The organism is Psychrilyobacter piezotolerans (assembly GCF_003391055.1).
Lineage (GTDB): Bacteria > Fusobacteriota > Fusobacteriia > Fusobacteriales > Fusobacteriaceae > Psychrilyobacter > Psychrilyobacter piezotolerans.
The window spans coordinates 1-14,516 of sequence record NZ_QUAJ01000044.1 but is presented as its reverse complement, the minus strand read 5'-3'; the positions used below and the strand labels follow the sequence as shown (position 1 = coordinate 14,516).

Annotated in this window: 13 protein-coding genes; all 13 read right to left on the bottom strand. The window is 34.4% G+C overall.

Features of this window, described 5'->3' with window-relative positions:
• Window positions 1-272: 272 nt before the first annotated feature.
• The gene (locus DYH56_RS14785) at window positions 273-1,883 is read right to left on the bottom strand and encodes a S1 RNA-binding domain-containing protein (RefSeq protein WP_114643642.1); all 1,611 of its coding nucleotides are present in this window, start codon (window positions 1,881-1,883) and stop codon (window positions 273-275) included.
• On the bottom strand, window positions 1,876-2,751 hold the full coding sequence (gene ispH / locus DYH56_RS14780) for a 4-hydroxy-3-methylbut-2-enyl diphosphate reductase (protein ID WP_114643641.1): 876 nt from the start codon (window positions 2,749-2,751) through the stop codon (window positions 1,876-1,878). Before ispH ends, DYH56_RS14785 begins: the two co-directional genes overlap by 8 nt.
• Entirely contained in the window at window positions 2,741-3,010 is a 270-nt protein-coding gene (locus DYH56_RS14775; RefSeq protein WP_114643640.1) for an HPr family phosphocarrier protein, read from the bottom strand. The genes ispH and DYH56_RS14775 overlap by 11 nt, the downstream gene beginning before the upstream one ends.
• Window positions 2,985-4,754 (bottom strand): phosphoenolpyruvate--protein phosphotransferase, encoded by a 1,770-nt coding sequence (ptsP, locus tag DYH56_RS14770; protein ID WP_114643639.1) that lies wholly within the window; start codon window positions 4,752-4,754, stop codon window positions 2,985-2,987. The genes DYH56_RS14775 and ptsP overlap by 26 nt, the downstream gene beginning before the upstream one ends.
• Window positions 4,755-4,952: 198 nt before the next feature.
• A complete protein-coding gene (locus DYH56_RS14765; protein WP_114643638.1) occupies window positions 4,953-5,297 on the bottom strand; it encodes a DUF1667 domain-containing protein in 345 nt (114 codons plus the stop codon).
• 11 nt (window positions 5,298-5,308) lie between these two features.
• Window positions 5,309-6,562, bottom strand: a complete 1,254-nt coding sequence (locus tag DYH56_RS14760; RefSeq protein WP_114643637.1) for an NAD(P)/FAD-dependent oxidoreductase — start codon at window positions 6,560-6,562, stop codon at window positions 5,309-5,311.
• A 143-nt stretch (window positions 6,563-6,705) separates the two neighbouring features.
• Complete coding sequence (locus DYH56_RS14755) at window positions 6,706-8,139, bottom strand: NAD(P)/FAD-dependent oxidoreductase (protein ID WP_114643636.1); 1,434 nt, start codon at window positions 8,137-8,139, stop codon at window positions 6,706-6,708.
• 203 nt (window positions 8,140-8,342) lie between these two features.
• Window positions 8,343-9,050 carry an MgtC/SapB family protein gene (locus DYH56_RS14750; RefSeq protein WP_158539175.1) on the bottom strand — a complete coding sequence of 236 codons (708 nt, stop codon included), beginning with the start codon at window positions 9,048-9,050 and terminating at the stop codon, window positions 8,343-8,345.
• A gap of 203 nt (window positions 9,051-9,253) precedes the next feature.
• Window positions 9,254-10,540, bottom strand: coding sequence for a TRAP transporter large permease (locus DYH56_RS14745; protein ID WP_114643634.1), 1,287 nt, complete (start codon window positions 10,538-10,540; stop codon window positions 9,254-9,256).
• A 4-nt stretch (window positions 10,541-10,544) separates the two neighbouring features.
• Entirely contained in the window at window positions 10,545-11,045 is a 501-nt protein-coding gene (locus DYH56_RS14740) for a TRAP transporter small permease (protein WP_114643633.1), read from the bottom strand.
• A 109-nt stretch (window positions 11,046-11,154) separates the two neighbouring features.
• Window positions 11,155-12,174: a C4-dicarboxylate TRAP transporter substrate-binding protein gene (locus tag DYH56_RS14735; protein WP_114643632.1), complete on the bottom strand. Its 1,020-nt coding sequence runs from the start codon at window positions 12,172-12,174 to the stop codon at window positions 11,155-11,157.
• 45 nt (window positions 12,175-12,219) lie between these two features.
• On the bottom strand, window positions 12,220-13,326 hold the full coding sequence (glpQ, locus tag DYH56_RS14730; RefSeq protein ID WP_114643631.1) for a glycerophosphodiester phosphodiesterase: 1,107 nt from the start codon (window positions 13,324-13,326) through the stop codon (window positions 12,220-12,222).
• Window positions 13,327-13,342: 16 nt separating this feature from the next.
• Window positions 13,343-14,068 (bottom strand): glycerophosphodiester phosphodiesterase, encoded by a 726-nt coding sequence (locus tag DYH56_RS14725; RefSeq protein WP_114643630.1) that lies wholly within the window; start codon window positions 14,066-14,068, stop codon window positions 13,343-13,345.
• Window positions 14,069-14,516 lie beyond the last annotated feature (448 nt).

Sequence of the window (14,516 nt, the reverse complement as noted above, 5' to 3'; positions counted from 1 at the left end):
TTATATACATTTTTTTATTCATTTATTTCCTAAAAGTAATTTTTCCTCTAAAAATTCTTTACCACCCAACTAAACTTCTTCTTTTTTACAAATATTCAAATTTATAATTTCCTAGATAATAAAAAAAGGAGATGACCTGAGTCATCTCCTAATAATATATTTTTACAACACAACTTTTATCTCTACTTCAGTTTCTTTTTGACATCGTAATTTTCTTATAACTAGAAGAAAATTACGTACTCGTCAATCGAGAAACCATAAGAAGGAAGAGTCTATTCAGTCATTCCGTATTTCTTTAATAATTCTGCATCTTCATTTTTGTCAGCATCTAATTCTATCTTCTTGATAGATAATTTTACTTTTTGATCAGCAGCTGAGATTTCAATAACTTCAGCAGTTACTTCTTGACCAACTTCAAATTTTTCTTTTAAATCTTTAACGAAATCTTTTGAAACTTGAGAGATATGGATCATACCATCTAAACCATGTCCCATGTCGATGAAGATTCCAAAGTCAGCGATACTAGAGATTTTCTTAGTAACTATGCTTCCTACTCCTACTTCTTCAGATAAGATTTCCCAAGGACTCTTAGTTAACTGCTTGATTCCACCTTTAATCTTTTTGTTTTCTTTATCGATAGCTAAGATTTTGAATTCCACCTTATCTCCTACAGATAATTTGTTCTCTAATTTAGCCCAAGCGAAGTCAGATGTATGGATAAATGCATCGATTCCCTCTTCAACTTCTACGAAAACTCCGTAAGGTTTAGTATCAACTATTGTTCCAGTAGCTGTATCTCCCTCTTTGAATTTTTCATCGATGATAGCCCAAGGATCTACGCTTAATTGCTTGATTCCTAACTTTAATTTCTTATCTTCAGAGTTTAAATCTAAGATTCTAACCTGTACTTTATCTCCAGCTGAAATGAATTCACCTAAGTTGATTTTCTTGTTATTCCAAGAGAAATCAGAGATATGAACTAATCCTTCGATTCCGTCTTCTAATTTAACGAAAGCTCCGAATTTAACAATTTTAGTAACTTCTCCTTCAACAGTTGTATCTACAGTGTACTTTTCTGCTGCTGTTGCCCAAGGATCTTGAGATAATTGTTTGATAGATAATTTAAGACTCTTCTTCTCAGCATCCAATGTGATGATTTGAGCTTTGATCTTATCTCCTGCTTTATATAAAGTATTTAAGTCGTCTACCTTACCCCATGAAATTTCAGAGATATGGATAAATCCTAATACATTTTCTACTCTTACAGATAATCCAAACTTTAATACACTCTTAACTTCTACTTCAACGATTTGATTTTCGCTTAATTTAGCAAATGCTTCTGCTTCTACCATAGCTACTACGTCTCTTCTAGAAACTAATATCTTCTTTCTGTTTCTTTCTGTTTTGATATCTTTAATTATAACATCTACTTCTAAACCAATTACGTTTTCTGTAGAATCTTTTCTGATTTGAGATAAAGAGTTAGGCATGAATGCTGAGTGAGCCATTACCTCTACTATATATCCACCATTTACTTTTCTTACTATTGTTCCGCTTACTACTTCTTTATTTTCAAGGGCAGCCTCTAATTTAACTACAGCTTCCTCTTGTACAACTGCTCTTCTTGATACTCTGATATGTCCTTCATCATCACTATCTTCAGTAATAGCTACTCTGATTATGTCTCCTACTTCAAATTCAGCAATCTCTTCAGTTCTAACTATTCCTTCAGTAGCTCCCTTTATATCTAAGTAAGAATAATCTCTTTCCTTACTAATTATTTCAGCTTCTACTATTTCTCCTCTTTGTACCTGCTTTGGTGCATATTGATTTAACATTTCCTCAAAGCTTAATTCCTCAAAATTCTCTGTGTTATCAACCATTACAACGTCCTCCTAATAATATACTTTCTATTTTTTCAACTATTTCATCAGGCGTGGAAGCACCTGCTGTTATACCTATTTTGTTACCTTTTTCAAACCATTTAAAATCCAGGTCTTTATAAGTTTGTATCAGATAGCTCTTTTCGTTTATCTCTTTGGATATATTGTATAATTTTTTTGTGTTTGAACTATGTTTTCCACCTATAATGAGCATTACATCTACCTCGGCAGACAATTTTTCTACTGCTTTCTGTCTTTCGTATGTAGCCCCGCAAATGGTATTTCCAACCTTACAGTTTTCATATCTATTTTCTATGTATTTAGTCATCTCCTTATAGAGATTTTTATTCAAAGTGGTCTGAGCTAATATATAGTATTTTTCCGACTCCTTAAATTCTAACTTTTTTAATTCATCAAAATCTTTTACTACTTTCACATCATATCCGAAAGATATGATCCCCCTTACCTCAGGATGAAATTCATCTCCTACGAAGATGATCTTATATCCATCTTTTTCATGGTTCATAAGTTCTTCCCTGCTTCTTTTTACAAAAATACACGCTACATCATACATTCTAACATTTTTTTGATTTAAAATCTCATATATTTTTTTTATTGTACCATGGGCACGGATTATTACAGAATCTCCCTCACGAATTTCATCTCTTCCCTCCAGGACCTCTTCCTCTGTGACAACTATAAGACCCTTAGACTTTAATTGCTCTATTACCTGTTCATTGTGAACCAGCATCCCCAGCATGTATACTTTTTGATCTGACTTTATAGTTTCAGCCAGTTCTACAGCTTCTTTTACACCAAAACAAAAACCCATCTTCTCTGCTCTTTTTAAGATATAATTATTCTTCATTGAAGGTGTCTACTTCTACTAATTTTTTTAATGCTTCCAGTGCCGCACCTTCGTCTTCACCGTCTGCTGTAATAGTTAATGTCCTTCCCTGCTCTGCTGCCAGCAGCATAAGCCCCATTATACTCTTACCATTTATCTCCTCATCGTCACAAATAACCATTATCTCTGAATCATATTCAGTAGCTATCTGTACAAACAATGAAGATGGTCTTGCATGGAGCCCTGCTTTATTTTTAATCTCTACTTCTATCGTTTTCAACTGTAATCACCTCTATATATTCTTTTAAAATCTCTTTAACTTCCTTTGCGTTGTTACAGTTTAATAGTTTAGGTTTTAATTCCCTTTGAAGATTCCCTCTATTCAACCTTAAAATCGTTCTTTTTGCCATGGGTATATATGAAGACATCATACTGAACCTGTCTATTCCAAAACTCATAAGGGCTGCTATAGCCATTGGGTCGTTGGCCATCTCTCCGCAGATACTTATTTTTTTCTTTCGCCTTATAGCTTCTTCAGCTATATAATTTATAGTCCGGAGAACTGCAGGTTCAAAATAATCATTCAGATAGGCAACATCGGCACTGAGTCTGTCTGCCGCCATTATATACTGTGTCAGATCATTGGTTCCTAAACTGAAAAAATCTACATACTCAGAAAATTTATCTATTAAAAATGCTGTAGAAGGTACCTCTACCATTATCCCTGTCTGTATATAGCTGGCATACTCTAATCCTTCTTCATCCAATTCTTTTTTTACCGAAGCCAATATTTTTTTTATTTGAATTATCTCCTCCAGATTAGAGATCATAGGAAACATTACCTTGATTTTTCTATCCTTTGCAACCCTCAAGATTGACCTTAACTGGGTCCTGAATATATTTTCATGGGCCAGGGTAAACCTTATCCCTCTAAACCCTAAAAATGGATTTCCTTCAAAGGGCATCTCATAATAAGGCAGCTGTTTATCTGCTCCTATATCCAGAGTTCTTATGATGAGTTCTCTCTCTCCATTTAATTTCTCCACCTTTTTATAGGCTCTCTCATATAGCTCTATCTGCTGCTGTTCTGTTGGAAAAAACTTACTTTCCATGTATAAAAATTCTGTCCTGAGAAGTCCCACACCATCTGCCATACTGTTATTCAGTGACAGAAGATCTGTTATCCCGCCAATATTAGCATTCAAAACTATCTCTACACCGTCTTTAGTTATGGCTGGCAGTCCCTTTAATTTTTTATTCTCTTCCCTTATGGCTTCTAACTTTGCTTTTTCCCTCTTATATTCTACAATCTGTTCATCTGTAGGATCTTTGATTACGCAGGGGTCACCTTTTCTGGTGTCTAATATTATCTTGTTTTTCCATTCCATTCGAGATACGTTTTTTACCCCCATAAGGGTAGGTATCCCAAAGGTCTTGGCCAAGATAGCTATATGGGAGGTTTCTCCGCTAAATTCGGTCACTATTCCCAATAAGTTGATCTTATCATGATGCATCTTAAATAGTTCTGAAGGCAGGATCTCTTTCGTTACGAGAATCTTGTTATCCAATTCATGCAATTCACAGTTTTCCACCATCAACTGTCCTATTATCTTTTCACCTACATCTTGGATATCTATGGCTCTCTGCCTGTAGACAGGATCTTTCATATCTTTAAACATGTCCACATAAAATTCCACTACATCTGCTACAATTTTTTCAATGTTAATCAATTCATTTTTTAATCTTTTCCCTATCTCTGATAATAATACCGGGTCATCCAATATCATAAGATGTACATTTAGAATCTTTAAATCATTACTATTTACCTTCCCCTTTAATGATGATTTTAAAAATTTAAGCTCCTGCTTAGCATCTCTTATAGCCGCCTCAAACCTGTTCATCTCATCCTCTAACATATGGGGTTCTATTCTATATTCTTCGATTCCCATCTGTTTTTTTCCTCTTAGATATGGTTCCCCTATTACTATACCCTCAAAAATAGCCTTTCCCATTATCTTTTCCATATACTTGCCCCTTTTAATTTATTATCCTTTATAATTATATTCCATTTTCATAGTTTTTTCAAGAAATTCTAAAATTATAGTAAGAATATATGACACTTAAAATTATACGTAATCAGTTATATCTTATTTTATTTTTTTTAAATACAAAAAGTAATTAAAAAATAGAGTTTTCAGCTAAGAAAACTCTATCTTTATAGCTTACATATTTCTCGTAATCACCAGGTTTATCCCTGTATCAAAAATATTTTCACTGACTATATCTCCCATTTTTACCGGAGATTTTACTGACAATGTGTTTATGAGATCCATACACTTAAAATTTAATTCCTTGGGAATATCTCCGGCTGTTTTTACCGGTACCCTGTTATGGATTCCACCTGATATCTTAATTGTAGAAGTTACTACACGGGTAGGAGCAGTCAATTCTTTTTTACCGTATACAGCTCCTCTAGGGCATTGATTCCCTGTTGTTTTATAGTCATTTTGTGCATCTACCTCTATATGACATCCCATTGGACAAACTATGCATATTAGTTTTTTCATCTATTCTCCCCCTATCTCTTTATTGTAACTTCGATCTTATTTGTATTGATCTTATCCATAAATACTTTTGGAATCATTATTTTTTCCATCTCTCCCGGCGCCATATGAGGTTTTTTCAAACTCATTAAAACTTCATCTCCGCATCTTACCTCTAGCTTCACATCTTTAAATACTTCTCTGACCCTCATAAATACTTCTAAACCTTTATCTATATTCTCTTTTCTAAATTTTTGAGGAACTGTATAGCTGATCCCGTTAGTTCCATCGATCTCTACAAACTCTTCATTTCTTTTAATTTCATTTTTTATATATTTAGCAGCATTGATTCCTGCTCTTCTGGATTCAGCACTTACGAAATCTACTAAGTCATGCACATGAACTACATTTCCACAGGCAAATATTCCTTCGATGGATGTTTCCATAGATTCATTTACAATGGGCCCGGATGTTCTTCTATCCAGTACTATTCCTGCATTTCTGGAAAGATCATTTTCCGGGATTAATCCCACAGATAATAACAGGGTATCTACATCATAGTTGATCTCTGTTCCTGGAATAGGTTTCCTGTTTTCATCTACCTTGGCTACCGTTACCCTCTCTAATCTGCCGTCACCTTTTACATTTGTAACTGTATGACTGAGTAATAACGGTATATCATAATCCTCTAAACACTGGACTATATTACGTGTAAGTCCACCTGAGTAAGGCATAAGTTCTACCACAGCTTCTACTTTTGCTCCCTCTAGTGTCATCCTTCTGGCCATGATAAGTCCGATATCCCCGGATCCTAAGATAACTACTTTTTTTCCTACCATATATCCTTCCATATTTACAAACCTTTGAGCTGTTCCCGCTGTAAATATTCCTGCAGGTCTGTCTCCTGGGATAGCTATAGCTCCCCTTGTTCTTTCCCTGCATCCCATGGCTAAGATTATCGCTTGAGCTTCTATCTCCATATACCCGTCCACAGAGTTGATAGCCTGTATCTTCTTATCTCCACTCACATCAAGTACCATTGTATCCAGTTTATATTCTATCCCTTCTTCACCCATTTGATCGATAAATCTCTGGGCATATTCAGGTCCTGTAAGTTCCTCTTTGAACTCATGCAATCCGAATCCATTGTGGATACACTGCTGCAAGATCCCTCCCAACTCATTATCTCTTTCAATGATAAGGATATTTTTAATTCCATTTTTTTTAGCTTCTATTGCTGCAGCCAGCCCTGCCGGTCCGCCACCTAATACTACCAATTCATATTTCATCTATTTCCTCCTCACTCTTCCTCTTAGGTGTTTTCGATGATCATTGAAATTAAGCTTATAAAATCTTAATTTACAAATATCGACGATTGACGAATACAACAACAAGGAAAGAGTTGTCTTTTAATTTTTTAGTTTTAATGAGTTTATTTTTTAGTTTCTCCGGTTAATATATATGAATCTGCCTTATCCAATACAATTTCTTCCAAACTTTTTCCTAATTCACGAGCTAAGATCTCCTGTATTCTCGGCCCGCAGAATCCACCCTGGCACCTTCCCATTCCCGGTCTGCATCTTTTTTTCACACCATCTACTGTAGTCGCTCCTACATTTCTATGGATAGAATCTACTATTTCACCCTCAGTGATATTTTCACATCTGCATATCATATTTCCATATCTATTGTCCTGGGCTATTAATTCAGCTTTTTTTTCAGAACTTTCAGTTATAAATTCATAGTGTTTTTTTCTGTTGGGTTTAAACTCTTTATTTAATTCTACATCTCCTAAGATCTTTTTAGCTATCTCTGCCACGTCTGCTGCAATAGCCGGTGCCGATGATAATCCCGGTGATTTTATCCCTGCTACATCTATAAATCCTTTGGCTCCCTCTACCTCTTCAACTATAAAATCATTTGTACTAGGCTGGGCTCTAAGTCCTGCAAAGTTTCTTATACCCTCTCTGAAATTTAACTCTTTTATAGATTTCAATGCATGTTCCCTTACAAAATCCAGTCTTTCTGCTGTAGTAGCTAAGTTTTCTCTGTCACTCAGGTCCTCAGCGTCCGGTCCTGCCAGCACATTTCCATGAACTGTAGGAGTTACCAAAACACCCTTTCCTAATTTAGTCGGACATTGGAATATCACATGATTAACTAATTCCCCCTGTGTTTTATCCAAAACAAAATATTGTCCCCTTCTAGGAGTTATTTTAAATGTTTCCTCTGCTACCATTCCATGGATCTTATCTGCATATACTCCAGAAGCATTTATGATACATCTAGTTTCATAGTTTCTTTGATTTGTGATTACTCTGTATCCGCCTTCTATTTTTTCTATATCCAAAACTTCCGTATTTAGGTCTAATTTCACACCGTTATCTACAGCATTTTCCATGAGTGCTATAGTCATCTCCCATGGTCCTACTATCCCCCCTGTAGGAGCTAATAATGCTGCTACTGCGTCTTCATTTATCTTTGGCTCAACTTTTTTCAATTCATCTTTTTCAATTATTCTTACTCCTGGAATTTTATTTTCTATTCCCCTTTGTAATAATTCCTCTATATGTTCTCTTTCCTCTTCACTGTTTGCAACTACCAATGATCCTATTCTTTTGAATGGAAAGTCTAATTCTTCACTTAATTTATCAAACATTGCATTTCCCAAGGCATTATATTTAGCCATCAAGGTTCCTTCTGTAGCATCGTATCCTGCATGTACAATGGCTGAATTCGCCTTAGTTGTTCCATTGGCTACATCTGTTTCCTTATCTAATACCACTACATTCAGATCATATTTTGAAAGTTCCCTTGCTATAGATCCCCCTATTACTCCTGCTCCTACTATTAAAATATCTTGCATTGCTACCTCCTTAAAAATAACTAAATCTAATTTTTATTTAAAAACAAAAATAGCTGAACAAAACAGAATACGTATACTCTGTTTTGTCCAGCTCTCTTCATCTCTAGCTTCTATTTAATTTATACCATAATTATACACTACAACCTTTATTTTTACAATTTTTATTTAAAAATTTGTATTTAACCTTATTTCAGGTCTTTTCCTTAATTAATCCTGGTCACTTCTATGACTTCTTCAAACTTTCTTATTATATTGAAAAAATATTTTGAGCTGACATATTTAGGCAGTGAAAAATGCATTACTTTCTTTATGATAACATGTTCCCCGTCATCTATCTCACTTATTTTTTTATCCACCATTATCCTTATATCCTTTTCTTTGGCAATTTCTTTGATGATATCCTCTAGATCTTCACTTTGTTCATATTCTATGATCACTTTTTTTATTTTTCTTTTTTCAATAAAAGTTGTTTCGAATTTTTTTATTAAAAATGACACAAATAATATCATAGCAGAAGCTGGAAGTATAAAAAAATAAAATCCATATCCTATCCCTATCCCTAATATCGCTACCAGCCAAAGGGTTGCTGCAGTAGTAAGGCCTCTGACCTTATCCCCCCCTCTCATAATTACCCCGGCTCCTAAAAATCCTAGCCCTGATATAACTTGAGCTGTTAACCTTGTGAGATCCGCTTTTATATTTCCTATGCCTATTTCTGATGCTTTATTAGATATCATAAGCTGGATTATAGATACTATCGCTGCCCCTGCACAGGCCAGCATATTGGTCTTCATCCCTGCAGGTTTCCCCCTGTTTTTTCTCTCCAGCCCAAACAACGCACCAACTATGCAGGCTATAAATACTCGAAGTAAAAATTCATATAAATCCATTCCATAAAGCGTTGTTACCATCTCCATATTTTACCACTCCCTCTACGGCTACTCTAGGCCCTTATGTATCCCCAGTGGATACTGTCTAATAAATTCTAAAAAAGAAGCTCTGTATAGTTTAACCTACAAAACTTCTTTTTTAATTTTCATTTTAAATTTTCATATATTGTTTTTACAGATTCAAATATAAAACATTTTTATTTTTTAATTCACCCATAATTTATCTACCCCATTAAATTCGGTATAAACATAGCTATAGGTGCTGAATAAGTAAGGACTATAAGTACTATCATTAATGCTACTATGAATGGTATTATTTCTTTTACAAATTCGTCTAATTTGACGCCGACTATGGTACAGGTCGTAAACATCATTGATCCAAACGGAGGAGTTATTCCACCAATCATAATATTAACTATTAAGATTACTCCAAAGTGGATAGGGTCTATTCCCATACTGGTTACTGCCGGTACTAATAATGGTGCTAATATAATAAGTGCTGCTCCGCCCTCTATAAACATCCCGATAAATAATAATAATAAGTTGATTATTATTAACAATACAAACTTATTGTCTGTAAAATCCATCAGGAATGTTGTGATACTTTGAGGTATCCTTTCTAAAGTCAGATAGTAACCAAATACTTTAGCTCCTATTATAAGGAACATAACCGATCCGGTACCATATACTGTATCTCTTAAAATAATCGGGATATGTCTTAACTTTAATTTTTTATATACAAAAGTTCCTATTATTACACAAAATAATACTGCCATTCCCCCTGCTTCTGTAGGAGTGAATAGTCCAAAACGCATCCCCAATATAATCCCAAAGGGAATCAACAATGCCCAGATAGAATTTATAAACTGGATAGCTATTTCCTTAGGACTTGCAACCTTGTCTCTTGAAGGCAGATACCCTCTTTTTTTAGAGATTATATGAACGGTTATCATAAGTGCCACTGTCATCAATATCCCCGGTGTATAACCTGCTAAAAACATCTTGGATACAGATACATTGGCTATCAATGCATAGATGATCAAGTTTGTCCCCGGCGGTATTACCGGACTGACAGAAGATGAAGCTGCAGTTACTGCTGCTGAAAAGGGAGCACTAAACCCTCTTTTTCTCATTTCTGGTACCAGTATTTTAGACTGCATGGCTGCATCTGCATTGGCTGACCCTGAAATACCACCCATCATCATACTTAAAACTACGTTTACCTGAGCCAATCCCCCGGCCATATGCCCTGCTAAGACCTCTGCCATCTGCATCAGACTGTTACTGATTCCGGAATAGTTCATTACCGACCCTACCATTATAAAAAACGGCACCGCTAAATATGGAAATGACTCGATAGACGTTACAAATCTTTGCATGATCATGTTCATTGACATAACATTATCTACGAAGATAAAATAATACATAGATGCACCCATTAATGCAAAGGCTATTGGTATATTTAAGAAAAACAATATAAATAAAATTATTATTGGATAAAAACCTTCCACTTTCTCACTCCTTCCCGACTAAATTAGTTTTTTCTACACTTCTTTGTTCATCTATAAATAAGATTATGTCCTTAACCAAAAATTTCAATGAATAGAAGGTCATTAATCCGAATGAAACTACTATAGATGAGTTGATATATACATAGGATACCTCCAATGCCGAAGTAATCTTATCCGATCCTACTGTATAGTTGTAACTCAAATAAAATAGGGTTGCTGTTAAAACAAATAAAAAACTGTATATTATCAATTCTAAAAATCTTCTTCCTCTTTCTGGAAGTGCCTGTGTCAAAACTTCTACTCCTATCAATGCCTTGTCCTTATATGCTGCTGTAGCTCCTAAAAACACAGTCCATATGAAACATCCTACCGATACTTCCTCAATCCAGGCAAATTGAATCCCAAAACCATACCTTAAAATAACGTTGGTTATTACAGACAATACTGTGATACTTATTGCTATACTCCCCAGAATTACTTCTATATTTCTAAAGAAATTTTTCATATTCCACCCCATATTCAATTATCTTTAATCTATAAAACGATAATCGTAAACAGCCAGTGATAAACTCCCATCACAACTAGTCACGATCATCGAATTATACTTTAATTTTTTATTTAGCTCTGATTTCTTTTAATTCTTTTTGAATTTCATCATAGATTCCAGGAGTCCACTTAGGGAACTTAGAAAATACCTTAGCAGTTTCTACATTGAATGCAGGTAAATCTACCTCATTAAATTTAACTCCTAATTCCTCTAATTGAACCCTGTACTCTTTTTGTAATTCAACAGTAACGTCATTGTTATACTTAGCCCCTGCATCAAATTCCTCTTGGATGATAGTTCTTTGGTTTTCAGATAACCCTTCCCATACGTCTTTAGAGATACACACTGCTGATACTCCCAATAAATGATTAGTTAAAGAAACATTTTTTCTAACTTCATACATTTTTCTACCATAGATAGTCATAAGAGATCCTTCTAACCCGTCTACTACCCCTTGTTGAATTCCGCTGTATACCTCTGTAAATGGTAATGGAGTAGGGTTAGCCCCCATTGCTTCTAATGTATACATATATAATTGACTGTTTGGTACTCTTATCTTTACACCATTAAGATCTGCAGGAGTTTTAACTGCCTTATCCGTTAACATGCTTCTGAACCCAAATAAATAATCTAAAGATAATACTTTGATTCCTTTTTTAGCTGCTTCATCTTTTAAATTTTTTACTAAATCTGACTGAGTCATTGCTAAATACTCATCAAAGTTCTTGTATAACATAGGTCCGTTGATGGCATTAAAATCAGGTACATAGTCTCCGACAAAGTTAAGTCCGTCTACCGATATCCAGTTTGCACCACTTACAACTTGTTCCATACTGTTTTTTCCAATTGGTAGTTGACCATTTGGATACAATTGTAATTCTAAACTTCCACCAGATCTTTCATTAATTTTTTCTACAACTCTTTTTAATGACTTAGCTGTCTGTTCCTCTTCTGCAAACTTAGTACTTAATTTAATAACTACCTTTTTTTCCCCAGTATCCGTTGCTGCCTCTTCTTTTTTTCCACAACTAATAAACAGCATTAAAGATGCCACTATTAATGCTAATATCTTTGCAAATTTCTTCATTTTTCCCCCTATTATTTAATTTTTTATTTTAATAAACGTTTCTTATTAATAACCTCTAATTTTTTTTACCTTTAAAAAGTTTACAGCACGATCAGGGAAATCTGTAAATACCCCGTCCACTCCAACCTTATTATAAAATATATCCAGCATATCTTCAAAGTTTGATGCATATCCAGGTATTCTTCCCTTATCTAATCTAAATGTATAAGGGTGTACCACCATTCCATATCTGTGAGCATCTTTTACCATATCTGTAATAATTAAATTACCTTTTGTAGACCTGTTAGTTACAAGCATGGGCTTCCAGGGTCCTATCCCGTCGGCATATTGAGATATTTTTTCCATCCCAACCTCTTCAAACATCCAGTCATAGTTATAAGGTACAGCTTTTCCGTCTTCGTATACCATAGTTTCATCCCAGCTGGTTTCTGCTATTAACTGCACTAATTTTATATCCATCCCAAATTCCGGCAATAATTCAGTTTTTATACGTATAAGCTCATTGGGATCAAAACATTGTAAATAAACTAAGTCATTTTTTTGGGTATAACCGTATTTTTTAAGAACTTTTAATACTGCCACACTTATATCTTTTCCTTCATGTCTGTGGAACCAAGGTGCCTTGATCTCTGGGTAGATCCCTATATTTTCACCTGTACTTTTATTTAATCCCTGGATCAATTCGATCTCCTCTGCCAGAGTATGAACTCTGAAGTCAGATTTCCAAATTGGGAATCTCTCAGGAAATCCTGCCACTGTTTTTCCACCTTTAACATTAAACCCTTCGGTCATCTTAAGGCCCTTTATCTCTTTCAATGTGAAATCAATGGCATAATATCTGCCGTCCTCTCTCTTTCTATACGGATAAACTTCAGCTACATTGGTTACTCTGTCAAGATAATGATCATGTAATACTACTAATTCATTATCCTTTGTCATAACTACATCTTGTTCGATATAATCTGCACCCATTGCATATGCCATAGATTTTGCTGCCATACTATGCTCTGGCAGATAACCGCTGGCTCCCCTGTGAGCTACTACGATCTTCTTTGTTTCTTTTGTCTTTTCTGTTTTTTTCTCCTCCGCAACATTTATAGTACTGCATCCTACAAATACCAGCACGAGCAATAGACCAATTATTTTTTTCATCTTCCTCCCCCTTTTTTTATACCTCTCTTAGATCCCTAAATTTATCTGGGAAATTAGTAATTATTCCAGTTACTCCAAAGTCTTTCAATATTTTCGCTTCTTCTACACTATTTACTGTCCAAATATAGGTTTTTATCCCCATCTCATTCATTTTTTCTACCATTTTTCTACCAGTAAACTCTCCATAGAAGTGGAGGCTGTATATTTTTAAGTTATTTAGTTTTATATAATTTTCTATATCCATAAATCCTGCAGTTAAAAGTAAGCCTGTTTTTAACTTGGGCTCCAACTTATTTATCTCTTTTATTATACGATGATTAAAGGAGGATATTATGACATCACCTTCTACCCTTCCTGCTCTTTTCAATATTTCAACTACTTTTCCCTCTATTTTATTCATCTCATCGTGCCTTACTTTAATCTCTATATTTAAAATTTTATTTTCCGGCACTATCTTCAGCAGTTCCTCTAAAGTCATTATTTTTTCACCTTTAAATTCCTCTGAAAACCAACTGCCCAGATCCAATTTTTTTAGGTCATATAAATTTATATCCCTGAGAAACCCCTTCCCAGATGTCGTTCTCTCCAAGGTGAAATCATGAAATACAACCACTTCCCCAGAACCAGCCAATTGAACGTCTACCTCAAAACCATCACAACCCAGTTCCAGTCCTTTTAATATAGATACTCTGGTATTTTCAGGAGCATAACCTGAAGCTCCCCTGTGAGCAATTATTTTCACCTTTACCCCCTTAAATGTTTTTAACGTATGGTAAGTTTAACACTTTTATGTGAAATATTCATCTATTTCAAGTAAAAACATTGTAAATACAACAAAAAAAGTTATTATAAAAATATTGTATGCACCCATACAACTTATAATAACCTGACTCTATTTACTCTAGGTGTATTTATTTTTGTCTTGTATTAAGAATATGATAAAAATATCAAAAAGTCAAGAAAATTGTTCGTTTCACAATGTAAAATGGTTATTTTTTTAACATTTAATCTGATTTTAGGTCTTTTATACAGAATTTTTATTACGAAAGTCCATTTTTAAGTGTAAAAAAAAGCTAACGCTTCTTCAACCCCCAGCCCCCATCTTGGGGGTTTTTGGTATAATAACTATTATGACTACTATTACACTTAAAGATATTCTTACCAACGACAACCTAAAAGCTTTTTTTAAG

Bases quoted from the DNA above. Each gene is read 5' to 3' on its own strand.
- ispH (WP_114643641.1), bottom strand. From the start codon at position 2,751: ATGAAGAATAATTATATCTTAAAAAGAGCAGAGAAGATGGGTTTTTGT.
- DYH56_RS14740 (WP_114643633.1), bottom strand. From the start codon at position 11,045: ATGAAAAATTTCTTTAGAAATATAGAAGTAATTCTGGGGAGTATAGCA.
- DYH56_RS14785 (WP_114643642.1), bottom strand. From the start codon at position 1,883: ATGGTTGATAACACAGAGAATTTTGAGGAATTAAGCTTTGAGGAAATG.
- DYH56_RS14765 (WP_114643638.1), bottom strand. From the start codon at position 5,297: ATGAAAAAACTAATATGCATAGTTTGTCCAATGGGATGTCATATAGAG.
- glpQ (WP_114643631.1), bottom strand. From the start codon at position 13,326: ATGAAAAAAATAATTGGTCTATTGCTCGTGCTGGTATTTGTAGGATGC.
- DYH56_RS14750 (WP_158539175.1), bottom strand. From the start codon at position 9,050: ATGGTAACAACGCTTTATGGAATGGATTTATATGAATTTTTACTTCGA.
- DYH56_RS14755 (WP_114643636.1), bottom strand. From the start codon at position 8,139: ATGCAAGATATTTTAATAGTAGGAGCAGGAGTAATAGGGGGATCTATA.
- ptsP (WP_114643639.1), bottom strand. From the start codon at position 4,754: ATGGAAAAGATAATGGGAAAGGCTATTTTTGAGGGTATAGTAATAGGG.
- DYH56_RS14735 (WP_114643632.1), bottom strand. From the start codon at position 12,174: ATGAAGAAATTTGCAAAGATATTAGCATTAATAGTGGCATCTTTAATG.
- DYH56_RS14760 (WP_114643637.1), bottom strand. From the start codon at position 6,562: ATGAAATATGAATTGGTAGTATTAGGTGGCGGACCGGCAGGGCTGGCT.